The following is a 21,783-nucleotide window of genomic DNA, read 5'->3' as shown; positions in this document are numbered from 1 at the left end:
GCGCGCCTGCGCAGGGGCCCCGCGGAGGGTCGTGCCGGGGCCATGCGCCGCTTTTCCGGACCAAGAAAGTGATCACGTGGGCTGCGGGTCCTCACTAGAGTCGCCCGCATGCCTGATCTCTCCTACCTCGCCGCCGTCCGGGAGTCGTACGACACGGTCGCCTCCGACTACTTCGAACAGGTCAAGCCTCCGGCGGAGTTGGATCCGCTGTCCCGAGGGATGCTGAACGTGTTCGCAGAGGTGGTGCGAACGGCCGGTCTCGGGCCCGTCGCCGACCTGGGATGCGGGCCCGGCAAAGTCACGGCTTACCTTGCCGAGCGGCAAGTGCCTGCGTTCGGCATGGACCTCTCGCCCGCCATGGTCGAGCTGGCCCGTAAGGCCTACCCAGATCTGCGTTTCAGCGTCGGCTCGATGACCTCGCTCCCGATCGAGGACGACGACCTCGGCGGCATCCTCGCGTACTACTCCACCCACCACACCCCACCGGCGTTGTTGCCGGTGGTGTTCGGCGAGTTCCACCGCACTCTCGCGCCTGGCGGCTGTTTGATGCTGGCCGGCCACGTAGGGGCGGGCCAGCATCTACGTCCCACACAGGCATACGGCGGTCATCCGGTGTCCTACGAGTCCTACCTGTTGCCGCCTCATCGGATTGCCGAACTCCTGAAGCAGGCGGGGCTGGTCCTCACCGCACGTCTGGTGGAGGAACCCAGCGAAGGGGCTGAGAGGACTTTCGCCACCTTTCTCGCCCACAAACCCGAACGGCCTTGACGTTCGAAGCCGGGCGGTCCGCGTACCCGGGTCGTACCCCCGGGCTAGTCCACGTACCTCTTCGCCGAGCGGTGCGTCTGGGCCAGGCGTCGCAGGGACGCCAGCATCGCGTCGCCCAGGACCGTACCGACCACGACGCCCTCCACCAGGTCGTCCAGGCCCGCCCTGCCGGCCACGTACGCCAGGTCCGCGTCGGCCACCCGGTCGGCCGCGTCGGCGTAGTCGTCGAGAACCTCCGCGAACGCCCCGTGGCCCACGCGGTCCAGTGCCGCCAGCGTCTCGGACAGGGCCATGGCCGCCGGGTCGCCGACGTCGACCTGCCAGCCCCGCCGGGCGATCAGCCGTTCGACCTCGGCCCGCGCCCTCGCGAGTGACGCGTCGTCACCGCCCTGCGCGTACCGCGGAGTGATCCGGTGCGCCGCCTCCCCCAGCACCTTGTGCACCGACCTGTCCGGGTCGTCGACCGCCGCGACCACCTCCCGGATCGCCGCCACGGACAACCCTCCGATGTCGAGCAGCGCCCGGATCAGGCGCAGCCTGCGTTCGTGCCGGTCGTCGTAGCTCGCCTGGTTCGGGCTGCTCAACTCCCCTGCGGGCAGCAGCCCTTCCCGCACGTAGTACTTGATCGTGGGGACCGAAACCCCGGTCCTGCGGCTCAACTCACCGATGCGCACTACGCGTTCACCTTTCCGCCCTTGCCTTCACCGCACCCATCATAGATAGTCCCCCTATCGGATAGCGGACAGCTCTGCTATCCATAATCACCTTTGGGGGTCTCCATGTCCGCATGGACGTCGTGGCACAGGCCGCTGCTCGCGTTCGCCGCGTCGATGGCCGTGCTCGCCGTCGTCTCGGCCGTCGGCCTGGCCGTCGACGACCGGGTCGTCGCCGGCGCACCGGTCTGGTTCAAGCCGTTCAAGTTCTCGGTGTCGTTCGTCGCGTACGCGCTGTCCCTCGCCTGGATGCTGTCCCTGCTGCCCCGCTTCCGACGGGCCGGCTGGTGGGGCGGCACCGTCGTGGCCGTGACCAGCGGGATCGAGATGATCCTGATCACCGGCCAGGCGGCGCGCGGCAGGCGCAGCCACTTCAACAACGAAACGCCTTTCGACAAGGCCGTGTTCGACACCATGGCGGTGACGGTCGTCGTCCTGTGGGCCGCCACGCTGCTCATCGCCGCCCTGCTGTTCCGCGCGGAGCTCGCGGACCGCGCGTCCGCCTGGGCGATGCGGTGCGGCGCGGTGCTGGCACTGGCCGGCGCCGCTCTCGGCTTCGTGATGGCGCAACCCACCCCGGAGCAGCGGATACGGATGGAGCAGGGCACCGCCGATGTCGTCGGCGCCCATGGCGTGGGCGTCACGGACGGCGGCCCCTCGATGCCGCTCACGGGCTGGGAGACCACCGGCGGCGATCTGCGCATCGCGCACTTCGTGGGACTGCACGCCCTGCAGGTGCTGCCGTTCGCCCTGTTCCTGCTCGTCGCCCTCGCCCCGCGCTTCACCCGCCTCGCCGACGAGCGCGTCCGCCTCCGCCTCGTCCTCGTCGCCTGCGGGACGTACGCCGCCGTGTTCGCCCTGGTGACGTGGCAGGCCCTGCGCGGTCAGGCCCTGATCCACCCCGACGGGACGACGCTCGGCGCCGCCGCCGCGATCGTCGCCGCCGCTGCGGCGGGCACGTGGGCCGCCCTGCGCACGACGCCCTCGGCAAGTCCTCCTGTCGGAGTGAGCGACTCCGCGCACGACGGCAAGGAGCTCGTCGCATGACCCGCTCCCTCTTCGAGGTCTCCTTCTGGCCGGCGAGTGGGACCTGCTGCTCGGCCGGTGGATGTACCGGGAGGGCCGGCGCCTGGAGATCCACCCCCTGGTGATGAGCCCCCTGCCGGTACTGACCGTCCTGCTGTCCCCGATCGGGCTGCTCGCCTTCCTGGCGCTGCGCGCGACGCGCACCGCGCACGCGGCACGAAGCCGCGCCACCGCCCCGGCGGCGCGTCCTGACCCTCGGCGTCACGGCCGCAACGGCCGCTCCTATGCTGACGCGATGGAGCAGCCCCCCGCCCCCTCGCGCCTGGACCGTGCCGTCGGCACCGTCGTCGGTTCGGCCGTCGGCGACGCCCTCGGCGCGCCCTTCGAGTTCGGTGAACCGGGCGTGTACCGCGCCCGCTTCGGGGACGGGCCGGGCGAGATGCGCGGAGGGGGCGGCTGGGATCCGGGCGAGGCGACGGACGACACGCACATGGCCGTACTCGTCGGCGAGTCGCTGCTCGAGCACGGCGGGGTGAACGGCCAGGACGTCTTCGCGCGGTTCCAGATGTGGGCCGCCGGCGATCCCAAGGACATCGGGCTCCAGACGGAGCAGGTCCTCACCGGCGGGGACCCGTGGGACATGGCAGCGGCCCTGCATTTCCAGATGACGGGTCGCGCCGCCGGCAACGGAAGTCTGATGCGCGCCTCGACCTCCGCGGTCTTCTTCGCCGGGGCAGGCCGCTCGGCGACGATGGCCGCGGCACGCGAGCTCGCGGCGCTCACGCACGGCGACCGCGCCGCCTGGGAGGGCACAGCCGTGCTGCACGAGCTGATCCGCGTGGCCCTTGAGGGGGCCGACCCGCTGGCCGCCGTCCCCCAGGCGCTCGCCCAGGTGGATCCCGGCCACCGTGCCCGCTGGGCCGCGGTCCTCGCCCCTGACTGGCACCCTGGCCTCGCGACGGAGTTCAACGGCGCGGTGTGGCCCTGCCTCGGCTCGGCGGTCTGGGCGCTGCGCACCACGTCGTCGTTCGAGGCGTCGCTGGCGGCCGCGATCGATCTGGGCGGCGACACGGACACCGTCGCGGCGGTGACCGGCGCGCTGGCCGGCGCGGTCCACGGGATCGGGGCCGTACCCGCGCGCTGGACGCGGGCCCTGCACGTGCCGCTGCCGGGCTGGGGCAACCGGGTGCTACGGCTCGCCGAGCTCACCGAACTGGCCGGGTCGCTGGCCGGATTCCACGGGCGTGGACAGTCCGTCGGCCCCGGCGGATGATTGAACAAACAGTAGGAACAGGCACGAAAGGTGTGGTTCGCCATGTCTGAGCACCCCGACTGCGCCCTGGTCCGCAAGGGTTACGTAGCGTTCAGCGAAGGCGACATGGAGACGATGGGCTCCCTGTTGACGGCCGACGCGGTCTACCACGTCCCGGGCAACAACATGCTCTCCGGGCACCACAAGGGACGCGATGCCATTCTCGATCTCTTCCGCCGCATGGGCGAGGCGACCAACGGCACCATGCAGGTCCAGCTGGACGCGGTGCTCGCCGACGGGCGCGGACACGTCATGTCCTTCCACACGTCCCGTGCCGACCGGGGCGACCACGGCCTCGAGATCCGCCAGGGACTGTTCTTCACGATCGTCGGCGGCAAGGTCACCGACATCGACCAGTGCACCGAGGACATCGACGAGGAAGACCGGTTCTGGAGCTGAGCCGGGTGCGGCCGGGCCCCCCACCGTCGGGTGGGGGCCCGGCCCCTGGTCCCAGCCGAACGCTCCTGGTCTCAGCCGACCGAGCTGTAGGCCACGACGCCCCGCAGCAGCGCGTCGACCGCCTTGCGGGCGTTCTTCGCGACGGTGCTGTTCTCACGGGGCGCGGCCGCCGCTATCTGGCCGAGCACGTCGATGACCTGCTTGCACCAGCGCACGAAGTCTCCCGCGGGCATCTCCGCCTCGCGCAGCACCTCGTCGAGCCCCTTGTCGGACGCCCACTGGTGCGCGGCCCAGGCGAAGCCGAAGTCCGGCTCACGCTGCCCGACGCCCTCCGCCTGGTTGATCTTGAACTCCTCCTCCAGGGCGTCCAGCCGGCCCCAGATGCGGACCATCTCGGCCAGCGCGGTCTTCGCCCGGCCCGTCGGCACCTTGGGCGCCACCGCGTCGTCCGCCTGCCGCGCCTCGTAGACCAACGCGGATACACAGGCGGCCAGTTCGGCCGGGTTGAGCCCCTCCCAGACCCGGTCGCGCAGGCATTCGCTCGCCAGCAGGTCCAGCTCGCCGTACAGCCGGGCGAGCCGCTTGCCGTGCTCGGTGACCTCGTTGCCCCGCAGGTAGTCCATCTCGGTCAGCAGGGCGACGATCCGGTCGAAGGTCCACGCGATCGTGTTCGTGCGCCCCTCGATCCGGCGCTCCAGCTGGCGGGTGTCGCGATGGAGGCGGTGGTAGCGCTCGGCCCACCGGGCGTGGTCCTCACGCTCGTCGCAGCCGTGGCAGGGGTGCGCGCGCAACTCGGCGCGCAGGCGCGTGATCTCACGGTCGTCCGCCGCGGGCGACCGCGACTTGCGGTGCCGGTCGGGGACGATGTGACCGGCCTTGGTGCGCAGGGCGGACGCCAGGTCGCGTCGCGACTGCGGGGAACGGGCGTTGAACGACCTCGGGATGCGCATCCGCTCCAGCGCCTCGACGGGCACCGGGAAATCTATGGACGCCAGCCGCTTGACCTGGCGCTCGGCCGTGAGCACCAACGGGCGCGGCCCGTCGTGGTATTCGAAGCCGCCGCGGTGTCCGTTGGTCCGGCCCGCGGGCAGCCCCGGGTCCAGCACCAGCGCGAGGCCCGCGAACTTGCCGGTCGGGACGTGGATGACGTCTCCCGGCTTGAGCTTCTCCAGCGAGGCGGCCGCCGCCGCCCTGCGCTGGGCGGCGCCCTGCTTGGCCAGCTCCGTCTCGCGGTCCTTGAGGTCGCGGCGCAGCCGCGCGTACTCCTCGAAGTCGCCGAGGTGGCAGGTCATGCCCTCCCGGTAACCCTGCAGGCCCTCCTCGTTGCGCTGGACCTGGCGGGAGATGCCGACCACCGACCGGTCCGCCTGGAACTGCGCGAACGACGTCTCCAGCAGCTCGCGCGAGCGGTGCCGGCCGAACTGGTGCACCAGGTTGACCGCCATGTTGTACGACGGCTTGAAGCTGGAACGCAGCGGATACGTACGGGTGCCGGCGAGTCCGGCGAGCGCCTCCGGGTCCATGGCGCGCTGCCACAGGACGACGGCGTGCCCCTCGACGTCGATGCCGCGCCGGCCGGCCCGGCCGGTCAACTGGGTGTACTCGCCGGGGGTGATGTCCGCGTGCTGCTCGCCGTTCCACTTGACGAGCTTCTCCAACACCACCGAGCGGGCGGGCATGTTGATGCCGAGCGCCAGCGTCTCCGTGGCGAAAACGGCCTTCACCAGGCCCTGTACGAACAGCTCCTCCACGACCTCCTTGAAGGTCGGCAGCATGCCCGCGTGGTGGGCGGCGATACCGCGCTCCAGACCTTCGAGCCACTCGTAGTAGCCGAGGACGTGGAGGTCCTCGGTGGGTATGGCGGCCGTGCGCTGCTCGACGATCTCCCGCACCCTGCCGCGCGCCTCGTCGTCGTTGAGCCGAAGGCCCGCGTACAGACACTGCTGCACGGCGGCCTCACAGGCCGCGCGGCTGAAGATGAACGTGATGGCGGGCAGCAGTCCTTCGGCGTCCAGCCGGTCGATGACCTCGGGCCTGCCGGGCGTCCAGATGCGGCTGCGCTGGCGCCGCTCGCGCTCGCGGTCGGCCTCGCGGACCATCTTCCCGCGGCGCCGGTCGCGGGGGTTGTACGTGCGCTGGTTCTCCATGCGGGCCAGACGCACCAGGTCGGGGTTGACCTCGCGCCTGCTCCGGCCGCGGCCGCCGTGGTCGGTGCCCTCCTCGAAGAGGTCGTACATCCGGCGGCCGGCCATGACGTGCTGCCACAGCGGGACGGGCCGCTCCTCGGAGACGATCACCTCGGTGTCGCCGCGCACGGTGTCCAGCCAGTCGCCGAACTCCTCCGCGTTGGACACCGTCGCGGACAGTGACACGAGCGTCACGGACTCGGGGAGGTGAATGATCACTTCCTCCCAGACGGCGCCGCGGAAGCGGTCCGAGAGGTAGTGGACCTCGTCCATGACCACGTAGCCCAGGCCCCTGAGCGACTGGGAGCCCGCGTACAGCATGTTCCTCAGGACCTCGGTGGTCATGACGACCACGGGCGCCTCGGAGTTGACGCTGTTGTCCCCGGTGAGGAGGCCGACCTTCTCCGCGCCGTAGCGCCTGACGAGATCCGTGTACTTCTGGTTGGACAGGGCCTTGATGGGCGTGGTGTAGAAGCATTTACGGCCCTGCGCGAGGGCCAGGTGGACGGCGAACTCACCGACGATGGTCTTGCCGGAGCCGGTGGGTGCGGCGACGAGCACGCCCTTGCCCGCCTCCAGGGCCTGGCATGCCTCGATCTGGAACGGATCGAGGTCGAAGTCGTACAACGCGCGGAAGGGGGCCAGCGCAGTGGCCTCCTCAGCAGCGCGGACGCGTGCGGCGGCATAGCGCTCGGCGGGAGAGAGATCCTCGGTCATCTTGCTCATGAGCCTACCCGCCCCCTCTGACAGTGAGCGGATCTTTAAATGACGGGCGCACCTACCTCTGGGCCTACCCGCGCCGGGCGCCGTTTGCACACGAGGAGGGGCCGGGGATTCCCCCCGGCCCCTCACTGTGCGTGCGTCCATGACTACGGATCAGGTGACGTCGTCGTACCCGTTGAGCCGGTTCGAGCGGCCGCCGTCGGCGTCGCCGGTGGCCTGCTCGGGCAACGCGCGGGAGGCCGGGACCGTCTCGATCTCGCCGATCTCCGACGGGGTCAGATCGAGGTGGGACGCCTCGTCGTCGTCGAGCCCCGCATCGGGGTCGTTGCGGTGCCTGCGGCGGTCGTTGAGGAGCGAGAAGCCGACGGCGACGAAGTAGAGCAGGATGATCGGCCCGGACAGAGCCACCATGCCCAGCGGGTCGGTGGAGGGCGTGGCGATCGCGCCGAAGACGAAGATGCCCATGACGGCGCCCCGCCACCAGCCGAGCATGCGCCGGCCGGTCACGATGCCCGTCAGGTTCAGCATGATCAGCAGGAGCGGCAGCTCGAAGGAGAAGCCGAAGATCAGCACCATCCGGACGGTGAAGTCCAGGATCTTGTCGACGCTGAGCAGGTTCTCCGCCGGGGCCGGGGTGATGGAGAGCAGCACCTTCATGCTCACCGGCATGATCAGGTAGGCGAAGTAGACGCCAAGGGCGAACAACGGGGCCGCGGCGGCGGCGAAGTAGTAGCTGTACTTCTTCTCGTTCTTGTGCAGGCCCGGGGCGACGAAGGCCCACAACTGGTAGAGCCAGATCGGGCAGGAGACGACGATGCCCGCCATCAGCACCACCTTGACCGTCGTGGTGAACGGCGACAGCAGGTCGGTGTAGACGACAGTGGCGCACACGCCGCCGGTCTTCGGGCCGTCGTTCCCGCACTCCGGCACGGGCGAGGTGAGGAACTCCATCAGCTCCTGGCTGTAGGCCACCGCGACGGCCGAGGCAATGATGATCGCCAGCATGGCCTTCGCGAGCCTGTTGCGGAGCTCACGCAGATGGTCCGCGAGCGGCATCCGCCCCTCGGGGTCCTTCTCCTTCTCATTCGAGCGGGCAGACTTGAGCAACCCACGTCCTCATCTCGTGCGGCAGGCCACCATCGAATGGCCTTGGGTCAGCGCTGGGGGGTGTCGGTGGGCTCGGTCACAGGGCGAGCGCTGGTGACATCGCCGGGCGCGGCCTGAATCGTGCGGGGCGCGGTCTGACCCTGCGCCGGGTCCTTCGGCTCCGCGGGCGTCGCCGCGGGCTGGCCCTCCGACTTCATCGCCTTGGCCTCGCTCTTGAGGATGCGGGCGGACTTGCCCAGCGAACGCGCCATGTCGGGAAGCTTCTTGGCCCCGAACAGCAGAAGGATGAGCAGCGCGATGATGATGATCTCGGTGGGGCCGATCTGTCGGAACATAACTGTCTCTACCTTCTCACCGAGGCGGCTTGGGGCTCTTGGCTTCGGGCCACCTCGGACTGACGTCCGAAGCGACTCGGCAGCGATCGTAACTCGGACGGGTAAACGCAGGGCAATCCCTGTGCATACACCCATCAGCGGTCGGCGCCTCATCTCCGGTGCCGCCATCAGCAGCGTACCGCCCTGATCAGCCTCGCAGCAGGGTGCGTCCGTGATCTCCGGCCGCCTTCTCCGGGCGGCTCAGCGCAGCGTCTCCCCGTTCCGCGCGAGGGATGTCGCCGCCCGCTCCAGGTCCTCGGCCGCCCGGTCGATCCGCTCGGCGGTGCGGGCGACCTCCCGGCCCAGGCGCTGGGCCTCGACGAAGACCTTGATACCGAGGACCCCCAGGACGGCGACGCCGAGGAATCCGAGGGCGATGGCGAGCATGGGCCAGAACATGCGACGAGCCTAGACCGTCCTCAGCCGGTGCTGTGCAGGCGCAGGGTCCGCACGCCGCCGCCGGTCAGCAGCTCGACGATGCGCTCACCGGCCGGCTTGCGGACGGCGGAGCCGCACTCGGGGCAGGTGAACGAGTAGAAGGTGGTACGGCGGCTGCCGCCGATCGCCAGCCGCAGCGCGCCCGCGGACAGTTCGAAGCGCGCCCGGCAGTCGGGGCAGGCCGCCTTGAAGAGGACCGGCGCGACGGCGGCGGGGATCTGGGGGATCACAGTCACAGGCGCCGTACTCCTTCGTCCCGTCCGTCGTCCTGGCCGTCATAGGCGGCGAGCGCGTCCTGTGCCGCCGTCCTCGCGCTGGCCGCGAGCTCGGGCGGGGAGACGATCCGCCCGTCGCGGCCGAGCCGCAGTGCGAGCCTGCGCAGGGAGGCGGGCGCCGGTGTGCGCAGGGTGATGCGCAGCCCCCCGTCGGCGAGCTCCTCGGCGCTGTCGTGCGGGTAGTACTCGGCGACCCAGCGTCCGCCGGGGCCGACGTCGACGATCACCTCGGGGTCGTCGGCGGAGGGCTGCACGAGTCCTTCGGACAGGTCGCGCAGTTCGATCTCGGGCGGCGCGGCCGGGGCGTCGAGGAGCCGGATCTCGGCCACGCGGTCCAGCCGGAAGGTCCGGCGCGCCTCGGAGAGGCGGCACCACGCCTCCATGTACGTGTGGCCGACGGCGAAGAGGCGGATGGGGTCGACCTCGCGCTCGGTGAGCTCGTCGCGCGCCGGCGAGTAGTAGCGCAGCCACAGCCGGCGGCGCTCGGAGATGGCCCGGTCGACGTCGGCGAAGACGCCGCCCTCGGACTCGAAGGTCACCGACAGTCTGGAGCTCGCTCCGGCTGCCTCGCCGGCGGCGCCCTCGATCTTCGCGGTGGCCCGCAGCAGCGCGTCCCGGTCGCCCTCCCGCAGGCCGGGCAGGGTGGCGACGGCCCTCGCCGCCACGAGGAGCGCGGTCGCCTCGTCGGCGGCCAGGCGCAGCGGCTCGGCGGTGGACTCGCCGGACGCGTCGGGGTTGCGCCACCAGATGCGCTCGCCGTCGGTGTCGATGTCCAGCAGGTCGCCGCCGCGGAAGCTCGTCCCGCACATGGGCAGGACGTCGAGGTCGGAGATCAGCTCGTCCTCGCTGATGCCGAAGGCGCGGGCGACGTCGGCGATGCGCGCGCCGGGGCGCTCCCGCAGATACGTCACCAGCGACAGCATGCGCCGGGTCTGGTCGATGGCGTTCGCGGCCATGGTCCTCGAGTCCCCCTCAGCCCTTGGCCACGGCACGCAGCCGGTCCACCACGTCGGCCCGCAGATCCGCGGGCTCCAGCACGACGACGTCCGGGCCGAACTCGACGAGCCAGGCGTCCAGTCCGTGTCCGTACGGAATCTCCAACTCGTCCCAGCCGTCGCCGAGTTCCCGTACGGCCGTGGCCCGTGAGCGCAACGGGTAGCCGCAGCCGGACCGCAGCCGGATCCGGGCGGAGCGGGTCGCGGTCTCCCCCGCCCAGCTCTCGACGGTCTCCCGTACGGTGACGACGTCGGGCACGGGCACGGTGAACGCGCCGGACCGCGAGGAGCGGACCCTGCCGCTGATCCGGGACAGCCGGAAGACCCGCTCGGCCCCGCGCCCCCGGTCGTATCCGGCGAGGTACCAGTGGCCGCGCCAGCATTCGAGGGCCCACGGCTCGACATGGCGCTGCTCGGGCTGTGCGGCGTTGGCCTTGCGGTAGTCGAACAGGACCGGGCGGCGGTCGCGGCAGGCGAGCATCAGCGGCTCGAACGCGGACTCGTGGACGGGGATACGGGGTTCGAGGGCGCTGTGGTGCGCCTCGTAGGCGTCCTCGGTCTCGGGCATGCCGGCCGCGCGCAGCTTCTGCAGGGCGCCGCTCGCGGCGCCGGCGAGGCGGGCCTGCTGCCACACCTTGGCGGCCAGGCCCAGGGCGGCGGCCTCCTCGGCGTCGAGGGTGATCGGGGGCAGGCGGTTGCTGTCGCGGCGCGCGAGGTAGCCGATGTCGCCGTCGAGGGACTCCACCGTCTCGATGACCAGGCCGAGTTCGCGCAGATCGTCCTTGTCGCGCTCGAACATCCGGTTGAAGGAGTCGTCGGAGCCGGCCTCCAGGTACGCCTCGATGGACCCGCGCAGCTCGCGCTTGCTGAGCGGGCGCCGGGTCCCGAGCAGACACAGCGCGAGATTCATCAGCCGCTCGGCCTTGGCAATGGCCATCGACGCCCTTCACCTCATCTGATGGAGTCCTTACGCCCGTCGACCGTACCGCCCCGGGGTGTCCGGACAAAAGCGAGGGCCCGTGCCTGGGTCCCCGGACGCAGTCAGGGGAAGGCACGGGCCCTCGTCACGCTGTGCAGCGCTGCGGAACGCTCCGTCAGGCGGCGACCAGGTCGCAGACGAAGATCAGCGTCTCGCCGGGGGCGATGCGGCCGCCGCCGGCGCCGCGGTCGCCGTAGGCCAGGTGTGCGGGGATGGTCAGCTGGCGACGGCCGCCGACCTTCATGCCCTGAACGCCCTGGTCCCAGCCCGCGATGACCTGGCCGGCGCCGAGCTGGAACTGCAGCGGGGTGCCGCGGTTCCACGAGGCGTCGAACTCCTCGCCGGTGGAGAAGGCCACGCCCACGTAGTGGACGGAGACGGTATCGCCCGCCTTGGCCTCCGGGCCGTCGCCCTCCCAGATGTCCTTGATCTCCAGGTCGGCCGGCGGCTCGCCGCCCGGGAAGTCGATCTCGGGCTTATCGATGCTCACGGATGTCGCTCCTTGCGTTCTTCGTGCGAGTCAACCGGGACAGTCTTACAGAACTGCCAGGATGTCGACGGAGAAGACCAGCGTGGACTTGGCGGGGATGCCCTGCTGCTCCTGGTCCCCGTAGGCCATGTCCGGCGGCACGACCAGCAGGACGCGGCTGCCGGCCTTCTTGCCCTCCAGGCCCTTCTGCCAGCCCGGAATCACCTGCGCCAGCGGGAAGTTGACCGGCGCTCCGCCCCTGGCGTAGCTGCTGTCGAATTCCTTGCCGGTCTTCCACAGGACGCCCTTGTACTGGACGGCCACCGTGTCGCTCGCCTTCACCGCGGGTCCGGTGCCCTCGATGATGTAGTTGGACACGAGCTTGGCCGGCGCGTCCTTCTTGGGCACGGTGATGGAGGGCGCCTTGCCGTCGGTGTTGGTGCCGACCTTGGGCAGGTCGATGTTGTCCTGGGCGACCTCGCTGCCCTTGGCGGTGGCCGGCAGGCTGGTGCCCTTGACGATGTCCATCACGAACACGAGCGTCGCGTTGGCCGGGATCTCGCCCTGGCCCTGGGCCCCGTAACCGAGCTCCGGCGGGATGGAGACCTCGATCCGGCTGCCGACCTTCTGGCCTTCCAGGGCCTTCTGCCAGCCCTCGATGACACCGCCGCCACCGATCGTGACCGCGAAGGGCTCACCGCGGTCGAAGCTGTTGTCGAACGGCTTGTCGCCGTCCCACAGCTGCCCGAGGTAGTCGACCTTGGCGAGGTCGCCCTTCTTCAGGGCAGGGCCGTCACCCTCGCTGATGACGTTGACCTTCAGGTCCCCCGGCGGCTTGCCCTCGCCCTTGGCAAGGGTCGGCTTCTCGCCGAACTTCTTGCCGGCGGTGATCGTGGGCAGCCCGTTCGTCATCGAGACGGCAGAGGTGGAAGCGGAATCGGAGTCCTTGTCTTCGCTGCCGCAAGCCGCTGTCGACAACAGCAGCAGGGGCACGACGAGAAGGCCGGCAAGTCGGCGCACGTGTTCCTCAGATCTCTTACGACTCAGTAGTTGCGGACACTCTAGGGCGTGCCAAGGGCCCCGCACGAGGAACGTGCGGGGCCCGTGTGGCGTTCCGGCCGTCGGTGCTGACGCGTGCTACATACCGGCGATGAGCTTCTCCACGCGGTCGTCCACCGAACGGAACGGGTCCTTGCACAGCACGGTGCGCTGCGCCTGGTCGTTGAGCTTGAGGTGCACCCAGTCGACCGTGAAGTCCCGCCGCTGCTCCTGCGCACGGCGGATGAAGTCGCCGCGCAGCCGGGCCCGGGTGGTCTGCGGGGGCACGGACTTGCCCTCGAAGATCTTCAGGTCGTTGCAGATGCGGGCGGCCTGTCCCTTCTTCTCCAGGAGGTAGTAGAGCCCGCGCCGACGGTGGATGTCGTGGTACGCGAGGTCTATCTGGGCGACCCTCGGGTGCGACATGGTCATGTTGTGCTTGGCGCGGTAGCGCTCCAGGAGCTTGTACTTCATGACCCAGTCGATCTCGGTGCCGATGCGGTCGAGGTCCTCGGTCTCGATCGCGTCGAGCGTGCGGCCCCAGAGCTCGAGGACCTGGGCGACCGTGCCGGTGCGGATGCCCCGGCGGTCGACGAAGTCGACGGCCTTCTCGTAGTACTCCCGCTGGACCTCCAGGGCGGAGGCCTCTCGGCCGGAGGCGAGGCGCACCTTGCGCTGGCCGGTGATGTCGTGACTGACCTCGCGGATGGCCCGGATCGGGTTCTCCAGGGTGAGGTCGCGCATGACGGTGCCCGCCTCGATCATGCGCAGCACGAGGTCGGTGGCGCCGACCTTGAGGAGCATGGTCGTCTCGGACATGTTCGAGTCGCCGACGATGACGTGGAGACGGCGGTAGCGCTCGGCGTCCGCGTGCGGTTCGTCGCGGGTGTTGATGATCGGACGGGATCGGGTGGTGGCGGAACTGACGCCCTCCCAGATGTGCTCGGCGCGCTGGCTGACGCAGTAGACCGCGCCACGCGGCGTCTGCAGCACTTTGCCCGCGCCGCAGAGCAGCTGCCGGGTCACGAGGAAGGGAATGAGGATGTCGGCCAGCCGGGAGAACTCGCCGTGCCGGGCGACGAGATAGTTCTCGTGGCAGCCGTAGGAGTTTCCCGCCGAGTCGGTGTTGTTCTTGAAGAGATAGACGTCGCCCGCGATTCCCTCCTCGTGCAGGCGGCGTTCGGCGTCGACGAGCAGGCCTTCCAGAATGCGCTCGCCGGCCTTGTCGTGCGTGACCAGCTCGGTCACGTTGTCGCATTCCGGCGTTGCGTATTCCGGATGCGAGCCCACGTCGAGGTACAGGCGGGCGCCGTTCCGCAGAAAGACATTGCTGCTGCGGCCCCATGACACGACACGGCGGAAGAGGTAGCGCGCCACTTCGTCAGGTGACAGTCGGCGCTGTCCCCTGAACGTGCACGTGACGCCGTACTCGTTCTCCAGCCCGAAAATGCGGCGGTCCATGTCTGAACATTACGCCTCACGGCCTGAACTGAAACCGGGTTGGGCGGCCCCGTTTCGATCATTTTCCGATGAGTCCGGACCTGAGCCCGCAATGTCCTCGGTACGGCCCGCGACGGCGAGCACGCGCTGAGTGGCCGTCAGAACGAGCAGGGCGGCGAATCCGCCCGCGCCGGCGACGGCGAAGCTCCACGCGGTGCCGCCGATCTCGACGGCGGGGCCCGCGACAGCCGTGCCGACGGCCGCGCCGACGCCGAAGGTGGTCACCAGCCACGAGAACGCCTCGGTGACGGTGCCGCGCGGGGCGTGCCGGTCGACGACGATGAACGCGCAGGCGATGGCGGGGGCGAGGAAGACGCCGGCCAGCGCCGACAGCGCGGTCATCGCGACGACACCCGGAGTGAGCACGAGCGGCAGGTAGCCGAGGGCGAGCAGGGCGACGATGGCGCGCAGCCTGGACTCGGGCGCTCCCGCCCACTGCCGCGCTCCGTACACGGTGCCGCCGACGAGGGCGCCCAGACCGAGTGCGGCCATCAGCCAGCCGTAGACGGCCTCGCGGCCGTGGTCGTCGGCGTAGGCGACGCCGGCGACGGTGATGGAGCCGAGCGCGAGGCCCACGAAGAAGAACGCGCCGAGCAGGGCGAGAAGCCCCGGCGAGCGCAGGGCACCGAGCCAGTGCGCCTCGCGAGGGGCCGAGCGCCAGGCACGGGACGGCTGGGAGAGCACGACGGACAGGGCACCGGCGACGCCTGTCGCGTTGATGACGAGGAGCGCGGCGGCGGGCGACCAGACCGAGACCAGGAGGGTGACCAGCAGCGGGCCCACGGTGAACATGATCTCCTGCGCGACCGCGTCCATGGCGTAGGCCCGGTGCACGCGCTCCTCCTGGCCGAGCACGCTCGGCCACAGGGCCCGCAGTCCGCCCTCGAGCGGCGGCGTGAACAGTCCTGCCACGATCACCGCGGTGTACGCGAGGGGCAGCGAGCCGGTCCCGACGACGGCCAGCAGCAGCATTCCGAGCGCCGAGACGACGGCGGAGGGGAACTGGACCCTCGGCTGTCCGTACAGGTCGACGGCGCGGCCGAGCAGCGGCTGGCCCACCGCCGTGGCCAGCCCGTACACCGCGGCGAGGGCGCCGGCGAGGGTGTAGCTGCCGCCTTCGGCGCGTGTGAACAGGACGATGGCGATGTGGGCGGTGGCGGCGGGCAGCCGGCCCACGAGGGTGCCGGTCAGCAGCCGTGCCGCATGCGGCGCCCTGAGGATCTCTGCGTATCCGACGGCCATCCGGGACCCCTCTCCCCCGGACCTGCCGAGGTTTTACGTATAACTTTCTCGTCCATACGTACCATGTCGGCAGTCCGCGGGTCCACCGTGCCGCCACCCCGGACGCTCGCAGAACACACAGCGCGGCCGAGGACGGCACCGCATGGCACACCCGACCCCCGAGGGCCGTCCCGTCCCGGCGGAAGTGGGCTCCACCCGGCCCACCAGCAAGGACGTGGCCCGCGTCGCCGGGGTCTCACAAGCCACGGTCTCCCTGGTCCTGGGCGACAAGTGGCGCGGCCGCGTCTCCGAGCGCACCGCCTCTGTGGTGCGCGACGCTGCCCGGGAGATCGGCTACCGGCCCAACCTCGCCGCGCGCAATCTGCGTCTCGGACGCACGAGGACGGCGCTGCTCGTCGTACCGGCCCTCACCAACGAGTTCTTCGCCCGCGTCTACACCGGTGCGGCCACCGTCGCCGCCCGGCACGGCTTCGGCGTCGTCCTCTACCCGTCCCCCGAGGGCATCGGGCCCGCCAGGGACCCGTTCGCGTCCGCCCGCGCCGCTCTCGACGGCGTCATCGCCTCCTCGATGGCCGCCGATACCCTCGCCGCGATCCGCGGCAGCGACCTGCCGCTCGTGATGCTGGACAGCGACCCCTCGGACACCGGCGTCGCCGCCCACGTCAACCTGGACATCGCCGACGGCATGCGGCAGGTGACGGACCATCTGCTCGGGCTGGGGCACCGGCGTTTCGTCCATCTCGCGTCCGCCGTCGCCTCCTGGACGTTCGACGTGCGCGCGCGGGCGCTGCGCTCGGCCCTTGCAGACGTGGCCGACGCGGAACTGACGACGGTCGCGGCACCGCTCGACGTGGACTCCGGCCGCGCGGCGGCCGAGCGGGCCCTCACCGCGCCGGGCCCCAGACCGACCGCGCTGGTCTGCGACGACGACATCCTGGCCGCGGGCGCCTGCAAGGCGGTGCGCCGGCTCGGGCTGCGCGTCCCCGAGGACGTCTCGGTCACGGGCTTCGACGACCTCGCGCTGGCCACCGCGGTGGAGCCGGAGCTCACCACGGTCCGCCTCCCCGCGGAACGGATCGGCGAACGCGGCATGTCGGCGCTCCTCGCGGTGCTGGACAACCGGCCGCCCGAACAGGACGTCCTCCCCGTCGAACTGGCCGTACGCGGCTCCTCGGCGCCCCCGGCGCACAGCGGCCCGGCGTCCGCCGACGGCGCCGCGCGACCGGCCGCGGACGGCCGGCCGTCCGCCTGACCGATTCGCTGCGTCCGCTCTTGAGGCGCCGCGACGGGCCGTGGAACGATCGCGATCATGACCAGTGCGGCCCAGCGCCCGATCGACGCGACGCTGCTCGGCGGCGTACGAACTCCGGGCTCGGTGCACCCCGCGTCCGGCGGGCGTCTCGGCGTCCGGCACGAGGACCGGCTGGAGCTGCACGACCGCACGGCGTTCCTCGCGGGCGGACCGTCGCTGCTGCACTCCCTGGCGCTGCCCTGCCCGTCCCAAGCCACCCCGCTGCCCGACGGGTCGGTCGTCGCGGCCGAGAGCGCCAGGATCCGGGCGGTCGGCTCCGACGGGCACACCCGTTGGGCGCTCCCCCACCCCGTCTGGCACCACGGCTCACGCGACCCGCGGCCACCAGGTGCTCCGGTCGTCAGCCCCGACGGCCGGCTGGTCTGCGCCGTCGTGCCGACGCTCAAGCCGGACACCGAGGAGCGCGTGTACGTCCGGGACACGCTGCTGCTCCTGGACACCGCCACCGGCGCCGTCCTCGCCGAGCGGCCCGTCGGCTCGATCGCCTCCGACCTGACCGGCACCTGGCACCCCGACGGCCACCTGCTGGCGCTGTCCTGCTGGACGGCATGGGCGAGCTGGACGACCTGGTGGGTCGAACCCCGCCGTGACGGGCTCCACATCCGCGGCGGGGTCGGCATGCACGAGGTCGTCGGCTTCCTGCCCGGCACCAGCCGGGCCCTCACCCTGCGGCGCGCCGAACATATCGCCGTCAACGACGACCGTGACGAGCTCGCCGCGCACGACGCCGCGAGCGACGAGCAGACCGCGCTGTTCGACCTGTCCGCGCTCGCCGCGGACCCCGAGAACGACGAGTTCACCGCGGCCTGCCTGATCGACGCCGCCCATGTCCTCGTCGCGGGCCGGATCTTCGCCCGGTGCAGGCCGCCCGCCACCCGCCACTGGCTGTGCGACGCGCGGACCCTCGCGCCGCTGGGCAGGCTGCGCTATCCCCGCCGGGTCGGCACGGCCGTCACCGCGCTCGGCGACGGCACCTGGCTGACCCGTCACGGCGACGAACTCCACCACTGGGCACTCCCGCCCACCGTGCGCCCCGCAGGCCGTACCTGACCCCGTAAGGCCCCTCCGGCCCCCGGCACGGCCGTGCCCCGGACCGCACGGGCGGCCCGGGGCACGGGCGACAGGGGATGTCGAGCGCGCTACTCCGCGCCCTCCTCCGTGTCCTCGATGTCCGAAGGGGCGTCGGTGGGCGCCGTGGCGGCCTCCTCGGCCTCCAGCAACCGCGACAGCTGCCGCCCGATGATCCGCTTGAACTTCCGCGCCTGCGGCCTCGTACGGTCCAGAACCGCGACCTCCAGGCGCTCGGCGGGGATTTCCCGATCGCTGCCGTTGGCCTGGCTGGACAGGGCCTGGACGGCGAGCTTCAGCGCCTCGGCCAGCGACATCCCGTCGCGGTGCCGCTGGTCGAGGAAGCTGCTGATCTGCTCCGCGTTGCCGCCGACGGCGACCGAGCCGTGCTCGTCCACGATCGAACCGTCGTGCGGGAGGCGGTAGATCTGGTCACCCTCGGGGGACGCGCCGACCTCGGCGACGACCAGCTCCACCTCGTACGGCTTCTCACCGGCGCTGGAGAAGATGGTGCCGAGCGTCTGCGCGTACACGTTGGCGAGGCCGCGGGCCGTGACGTCGTCGCGGTCGTAGGTGTATCCCCGCAGGTCCGCATAGCGCACACCGCCGATGCGCAGGTTCTCGTACTCGTTGTACTTGCCGGCCGCGGCGAAGCCGATCCGGTCGTAGATCTCACTGAACTTGTGCAGGGCGCGGGACGGGTTCTCGCCGACGAAGACGATGCCGTCGGCGTACTGCATGACGACGAGGCTGCGACCGCGGGCGATGCCCTTGCGGGCGTACTCCGCCCGGTCGGCCATGGCCTGCTGGGGTGAGACATAGAACGGCGTCGACACCGGCTATCCGTCCCTTTCTGTCAAAGGCGAGTACATGGATCAGAGCAGCGCGGCACGCGGGCCGTCGGGGTGGGCCAGGCGGCCTTCGAGGATCGAACGGGCGATCTCGGAGGTCTCGGCCTCGGTGAGCCTGCGGAAGCCCTCGTCGGTGATGACCGTGACGATGGGGTAGATCCGCCGGGCCACGTCCGGGCCGCCCGTCGCCGAGTCGTCGTCGGCGGCGTCGTAGAGCGCCTGGACGACCAGCGTGGTGGCCTGCTGCTCGGTCTGGTCCTCGCGGTAGAGCTTCTTCATGGCGCCGCGCGCGAAGATCGAGCCGGAGCCGGTGGCCGCGTACCCCTGTTCCTCGGAGCGGCCGCCCGTGACGTCGTACGAGAAGATGCGGCCCTTGTCGCGGTCGATGTCGTAACCGGCGAAGAGCGGCACCACGGCCAGGCCCTGCATGGCCATGCCGAGATTGCTGCGGATCATCGTGGAGAGGCGGTTGGCCTTGCCCTCCAGGGAGAGCTGGACGCCCTCGACCTTCTCGAAGTGCTCCAGCTCCAGCTGGAACAGCTTGACCATCTCCACGGCCAGGCCGGCGGTGCCGGCGATGCCCACGGCCGAGTACTCGTCGGCCGGGAAGACCTTCTGCATGTCGCGCTGCGCGATCATGTTGCCCATGGTGGCGCGGCGGTCGCCGGCCAGCACCACGCCGCCGGCGAACGTCGTCGCGACGATGGTCGTGCCGTGCGGGGCCTCGAAGACTCCCTGCACGGGCGGCAGCGAGCGGTTGCCCGGGAGCAGCTCCGGTGAGTGCTCGCCGAGGAAGTCCATGAAGGACGAGGAGCCCGGCGTCAGGAAGGCTGCCGGCAGACGCCCGGTGCTACGAGGGTTGGCTTCCACGCGTTTCCTTCCGGGTAGGCGGCGGCCCGCCTCTGCACGCGCGGGCCGATCTTTCGAACTGTGCACGGACCTTACCCGCGCCGCGGCCGGTCATCCGTCCCGGTCCCCCCGGCTTTCGCCGACGGGAGCCGGGACGGACAACGGTCGTTACTCGCCGCCCTTTTGGACGAAGGAACGCACGAAGTCCTCCGCGTTCTCCTCGAGGACGTCGTCGATCTCGTCCAGTACGGAGTCGACGTCGTCCGACAGCTTCTCCTGGCGCTCCTTGAGGTCTTCGGCCGCCTGCGCGTCCTGCGTCTGCTCCTCGACCTCCTCAGTGGAACGCGTGGCCTTCTGCTGTCCGCCGCCGGTGTCCTTGGTCGCCATGTCCCTCACCCCGCTCGGTTTGCCCTGACGTGAGTTCGTTCGGTCAAGATCAGACCCTACAAGCCGGGTCCGACATCGGCCCCGCACTTTCGCTCAACGTCCGGGGACCACCTCGATGATTCCCGGACGGGAGGACTTTCAGCCCCCGGTCAGCCCCCCGACAGCACGCGGACCAGCTCTTCGGCCGTGCGGCAGCGGTCCAGGAGTTCCTTGACGTGATTACGTGTACCACGCAACGGCTCCAGCGTGGGCACTCGTTGCAGAGAGTCACGGCCGGGCAGGTCAAAGATGACCGAGTCCCACGACGCGGCCGCAACGTCGTCCGCGTACTGCTCCAGGCAGCGGCCGCGGAAATAGGCCCTGGTGTCCTCCGGAGGGCTGGCCTGGGCCCGCTCGACGGCCTGCTCGTCCAGAAGGCGCTTCATCTTCCCTCGGGCCGCCAGACGGTTGTACAGGCCCTTGTCCGGCCGCACGTCCGCGTACTGCAGGTCCACGAGGTGGAGGCGTGCCGCGTCCCAGTCCAGGCTGTCGCGGCGACGGTAGCCCTCCATGAGCTCCCGCTTGGCGATCCAGTCCAGCTCGCCGGACAGGCTCATGGGGTCGTTCTCGAGGCGGTTGAGCGTGTCCTCCCAGCGCGTGAGGACGTCCTTGGTCTGGTCGTCGGCGTCGGCGCCGAACCGCTCCTCGACGTACTTGCGCGCGAGCTCGAAGTACTCCATCTGCAACTGGACGGCGGTGAGTGTGCGGCCGCTACGGAGTGTGACGAGATGCTGGAGGCTCGGGTCGTGCGAGACCTGGTGCAGTGTGCGCACGGGTTGCTCGACCGCGAGGTCGACCGCGATGAATCCGTCCTCGATCATGGAGAGCACCAGGGCCGTGGTGCCCAGCTTGAGGTACGTGGAGATCTCCGACAGGTTCGCGTCGCCGATGATCACATGCAGCCTGCGGTACTTCTCGGCGTCGGAGTGCGGTTCGTCGCGGGTGTTGATGATCGGGCGCTTGAGGGTGGTCTCGAGGCCCACTTCGACCTCGAAATAGTCCGCGCGCTGGCTGATCTGGAAGCCGTGCTCGTGGCCGTCCTGGCCGATGCCCACCCGCCCCGCGCCCGTGACGACCTGGCGGGAGACGAAGAACGGCGTCAGATGGCGCACGATGTCCGAGAACGGGGTCTCCCGCTTCATCAGGTAGTTCTCGTGCGTGCCGTAGGACGCGCCCTTGTTGTCGGTGTTGTTCTTGTACAGATGGATGGGCTGCGCCCCGGGCAGCTGGGCCGCCCGCTCGGCGGCCTCGGCCATGATCCGTTCGCCGGCCTTGTCCCAGAGCACGGCATCGCGCGGATTGGTCACCTCGGGCGAGCTGTACTCGGGGTGGGCGTGGTCGACGTAGAGCCGTGCGCCGTTGGTGAGGATCACATTGGCCAGGCCGATGTCCTCGTCGGTGAGCTGGCTGGAGTCGGCGGCCTCGCGGGCGAGGTCGAAGCCGCGGGCGTCCCGCAGCGGATTCTCCTCCTCGAAGTCCCAGCGGGCGCGGCGCGCCCTGTGCATCGCCGCCGCGTAGGCATTGACGATCTGGGACGAGGTGAGCATGGCATTGGCGTTCGGGTGGCCGGGGACGGAGATGCCGTACTCCGTCTCGATTCCCATTACTCGCCGTACGGTCATGCGGCCCTCCTTGCCCGGCGGCGCTCCCCGCTGGGAGCGGCGCTCAGATACCGCTGGCTCTCCGGTGCGCGTGCGGTGCCCGTCCCCGCACTCCGCGACTCGGCGGTACCG

The 21,783-nt window shown here is 70.7% G+C and carries 22 protein-coding genes; 6 read left to right on the top strand and 16 right to left on the bottom strand.

The features are described from left to right. Window positions 1-108 precede the first annotated feature (108 nt). Window positions 109-768 (top strand): class I SAM-dependent methyltransferase, encoded by a 660-nt coding sequence (locus QFZ82_RS31310; protein WP_307716330.1) that lies wholly within the window; start codon window positions 109-111, stop codon window positions 766-768. A 44-nt stretch (window positions 769-812) separates the two neighbouring features. Here the strand turns inward: QFZ82_RS31310 and QFZ82_RS31305 are convergent, their stop codons facing one another. Continuing rightward, the gene (locus tag QFZ82_RS31305) at window positions 813-1,442 is read right to left on the bottom strand and encodes a MerR family transcriptional regulator (RefSeq protein WP_307716329.1); all 630 of its coding nucleotides are present in this window, start codon (window positions 1,440-1,442) and stop codon (window positions 813-815) included. 105 nt (window positions 1,443-1,547) lie between these two features. Here QFZ82_RS31305 and QFZ82_RS31300 point away from each other — a divergent pair, with 105 nt between their 5' ends. Genes QFZ82_RS31300 through QFZ82_RS31290 form a run of 3 tightly spaced genes read left to right on the top strand, consistent with a single transcriptional unit; the run spans window position 1,548 to window position 4,218 of the window. Next, complete coding sequence (locus QFZ82_RS31300; RefSeq protein WP_307716328.1) at window positions 1,548-2,528, top strand: hypothetical protein; 981 nt, start codon at window positions 1,548-1,550, stop codon at window positions 2,526-2,528. Between the two features lie 25 nt (window positions 2,529-2,553). Then, on the top strand, window positions 2,554-3,780 hold the full coding sequence (locus tag QFZ82_RS31295; RefSeq protein WP_307717904.1) for an abscisic acid-deficient protein Aba4 family protein: 1,227 nt from the start codon (window positions 2,554-2,556) through the stop codon (window positions 3,778-3,780). Window positions 3,781-3,822: 42 nt separating this feature from the next. Beyond that, complete coding sequence (locus QFZ82_RS31290) at window positions 3,823-4,218, top strand: nuclear transport factor 2 family protein (protein ID WP_307716327.1); 396 nt, start codon at window positions 3,823-3,825, stop codon at window positions 4,216-4,218. Between the two features lie 71 nt (window positions 4,219-4,289). Here the strand turns inward: QFZ82_RS31290 and QFZ82_RS31285 are convergent, their stop codons facing one another. From QFZ82_RS31285 to QFZ82_RS31235, 11 genes are all read right to left on the bottom strand, one after another. After that, window positions 4,290-7,121 (bottom strand): RNA helicase, encoded by a 2,832-nt coding sequence (locus QFZ82_RS31285; RefSeq protein WP_307717903.1) that lies wholly within the window; start codon window positions 7,119-7,121, stop codon window positions 4,290-4,292. A 159-nt stretch (window positions 7,122-7,280) separates the two neighbouring features. Then, window positions 7,281-8,234 carry a twin-arginine translocase subunit TatC gene (tatC, locus tag QFZ82_RS31280; protein ID WP_307716326.1) on the bottom strand — a complete coding sequence of 318 codons (954 nt, stop codon included), beginning with the start codon at window positions 8,232-8,234 and terminating at the stop codon, window positions 7,281-7,283. A gap of 47 nt (window positions 8,235-8,281) precedes the next feature. Continuing rightward, window positions 8,282-8,569, bottom strand: coding sequence for a Sec-independent protein translocase subunit TatA (gene tatA, locus QFZ82_RS31275; protein WP_307716325.1), 288 nt, complete (start codon window positions 8,567-8,569; stop codon window positions 8,282-8,284). Between the two features lie 240 nt (window positions 8,570-8,809). Beyond that, a complete protein-coding gene (locus QFZ82_RS31270; RefSeq protein WP_307716324.1) occupies window positions 8,810-9,007 on the bottom strand; it encodes a hypothetical protein in 198 nt (65 codons plus the stop codon). Between the two features lie 20 nt (window positions 9,008-9,027). Beyond that, window positions 9,028-9,273 (bottom strand): hypothetical protein, encoded by a 246-nt coding sequence (locus QFZ82_RS31265; RefSeq protein ID WP_373429453.1) that lies wholly within the window; start codon window positions 9,271-9,273, stop codon window positions 9,028-9,030. A 5-nt stretch (window positions 9,274-9,278) separates the two neighbouring features. Beyond that, on the bottom strand, window positions 9,279-10,277 hold the full coding sequence (locus QFZ82_RS31260; protein WP_307716322.1) for a YafY family protein: 999 nt from the start codon (window positions 10,275-10,277) through the stop codon (window positions 9,279-9,281). Window positions 10,278-10,293: 16 nt separating this feature from the next. After that, window positions 10,294-11,253 carry a YafY family protein gene (locus tag QFZ82_RS31255; RefSeq protein WP_307716321.1) on the bottom strand — a complete coding sequence of 320 codons (960 nt, stop codon included), beginning with the start codon at window positions 11,251-11,253 and terminating at the stop codon, window positions 10,294-10,296. 157 nt (window positions 11,254-11,410) lie between these two features. Further along, a complete protein-coding gene (locus QFZ82_RS31250) occupies window positions 11,411-11,785 on the bottom strand; it encodes an FKBP-type peptidyl-prolyl cis-trans isomerase (protein ID WP_177151005.1) in 375 nt (124 codons plus the stop codon). Between the two features lie 45 nt (window positions 11,786-11,830). After that, complete coding sequence (locus QFZ82_RS31245; protein WP_307716320.1) at window positions 11,831-12,784, bottom strand: FKBP-type peptidyl-prolyl cis-trans isomerase; 954 nt, start codon at window positions 12,782-12,784, stop codon at window positions 11,831-11,833. A gap of 117 nt (window positions 12,785-12,901) precedes the next feature. Next, window positions 12,902-14,263, bottom strand: a complete 1,362-nt coding sequence (pafA, locus tag QFZ82_RS31240; protein ID WP_307716319.1) for a Pup--protein ligase — start codon at window positions 14,261-14,263, stop codon at window positions 12,902-12,904. Between the two features lie 9 nt (window positions 14,264-14,272). Further along, window positions 14,273-15,544, bottom strand: coding sequence for an MFS transporter (locus QFZ82_RS31235; RefSeq protein WP_307716318.1), 1,272 nt, complete (start codon window positions 15,542-15,544; stop codon window positions 14,273-14,275). A gap of 142 nt (window positions 15,545-15,686) precedes the next feature. On the opposite strand from QFZ82_RS31235, the gene QFZ82_RS31230 reads away from it, so the two are divergent. Then, the gene (locus tag QFZ82_RS31230) at window positions 15,687-16,796 is read left to right on the top strand and encodes a LacI family DNA-binding transcriptional regulator (protein WP_307716317.1); all 1,110 of its coding nucleotides are present in this window, start codon (window positions 15,687-15,689) and stop codon (window positions 16,794-16,796) included. Between the two features lie 57 nt (window positions 16,797-16,853). Further along, window positions 16,854-17,906 carry a hypothetical protein gene (locus QFZ82_RS31225; RefSeq protein WP_307716316.1) on the top strand — a complete coding sequence of 351 codons (1,053 nt, stop codon included), beginning with the start codon at window positions 16,854-16,856 and terminating at the stop codon, window positions 17,904-17,906. An 89-nt stretch (window positions 17,907-17,995) separates the two neighbouring features. Here QFZ82_RS31225 and prcA read toward each other — a convergent pair whose 3' ends face one another. The 4 genes from prcA to dop all read right to left on the bottom strand — a co-directional run bounded on the left by prcA (window position 17,996) and on the right by dop (window position 21,672). Next, the gene (gene prcA, locus QFZ82_RS31220; RefSeq protein WP_177151011.1) at window positions 17,996-18,760 is read right to left on the bottom strand and encodes a proteasome subunit alpha; all 765 of its coding nucleotides are present in this window, start codon (window positions 18,758-18,760) and stop codon (window positions 17,996-17,998) included. 39 nt (window positions 18,761-18,799) lie between these two features. After that, window positions 18,800-19,645, bottom strand: a complete 846-nt coding sequence (gene prcB, locus QFZ82_RS31215; RefSeq protein WP_177151012.1) for a proteasome subunit beta — start codon at window positions 19,643-19,645, stop codon at window positions 18,800-18,802. A gap of 147 nt (window positions 19,646-19,792) precedes the next feature. Continuing rightward, window positions 19,793-20,011, bottom strand: a complete 219-nt coding sequence (locus QFZ82_RS31210; RefSeq protein ID WP_307716315.1) for a ubiquitin-like protein Pup — start codon at window positions 20,009-20,011, stop codon at window positions 19,793-19,795. A 149-nt stretch (window positions 20,012-20,160) separates the two neighbouring features. Continuing rightward, window positions 20,161-21,672, bottom strand: a complete 1,512-nt coding sequence (gene dop, locus QFZ82_RS31205) for a depupylase/deamidase Dop (RefSeq protein WP_373429353.1) — start codon at window positions 21,670-21,672, stop codon at window positions 20,161-20,163. Between the last annotated feature and the right edge of the window lie 111 nt (window positions 21,673-21,783).

The sequence above is a fragment of the Streptomyces sp. V4I23 genome (genome assembly GCF_030817975.1).
GTDB lineage: Bacteria > Actinomycetota > Actinomycetes > Streptomycetales > Streptomycetaceae > Streptomyces.
The sequence above is the reverse complement of the archived record's forward strand: the minus strand, read 5'-3'. Positions and strand labels throughout refer to the sequence as shown.

Coding starts and splice junctions, on each gene's coding strand:
- QFZ82_RS31310 (WP_307716330.1), top strand. CDS start 109: ATGCCTGATCTCTCCTACCTCGCCGCCGTCCGGGAGTCGTACGACACG.
- QFZ82_RS31300 (WP_307716328.1), top strand. CDS start 1,548: ATGTCCGCATGGACGTCGTGGCACAGGCCGCTGCTCGCGTTCGCCGCG.
- QFZ82_RS31290 (WP_307716327.1), top strand. CDS start 3,823: ATGTCTGAGCACCCCGACTGCGCCCTGGTCCGCAAGGGTTACGTAGCG.
- QFZ82_RS31285 (WP_307717903.1), bottom strand. CDS start 7,121: ATGACCGAGGATCTCTCTCCCGCCGAGCGCTATGCCGCCGCACGCGTC.
- tatA (WP_307716325.1), bottom strand. CDS start 8,569: ATGTTCCGACAGATCGGCCCCACCGAGATCATCATCATCGCGCTGCTC.
- QFZ82_RS31270 (WP_307716324.1), bottom strand. CDS start 9,007: ATGTTCTGGCCCATGCTCGCCATCGCCCTCGGATTCCTCGGCGTCGCC.
- QFZ82_RS31260 (WP_307716322.1), bottom strand. CDS start 10,277: ATGGCCGCGAACGCCATCGACCAGACCCGGCGCATGCTGTCGCTGGTG.
- QFZ82_RS31255 (WP_307716321.1), bottom strand. CDS start 11,253: ATGGCCATTGCCAAGGCCGAGCGGCTGATGAATCTCGCGCTGTGTCTG.
- pafA (WP_307716319.1), bottom strand. CDS start 14,263: ATGGACCGCCGCATTTTCGGGCTGGAGAACGAGTACGGCGTCACGTGC.
- QFZ82_RS31235 (WP_307716318.1), bottom strand. CDS start 15,544: ATGGCCGTCGGATACGCAGAGATCCTCAGGGCGCCGCATGCGGCACGG.
- QFZ82_RS31230 (WP_307716317.1), top strand. CDS start 15,687: ATGGCACACCCGACCCCCGAGGGCCGTCCCGTCCCGGCGGAAGTGGGC.
- QFZ82_RS31225 (WP_307716316.1), top strand. CDS start 16,854: ATGACCAGTGCGGCCCAGCGCCCGATCGACGCGACGCTGCTCGGCGGC.
- QFZ82_RS31210 (WP_307716315.1), bottom strand. CDS start 20,011: ATGGCGACCAAGGACACCGGCGGCGGACAGCAGAAGGCCACGCGTTCC.
- dop (WP_373429353.1), bottom strand. CDS start 21,672: ATGACCGTACGGCGAGTAATGGGAATCGAGACGGAGTACGGCATCTCC.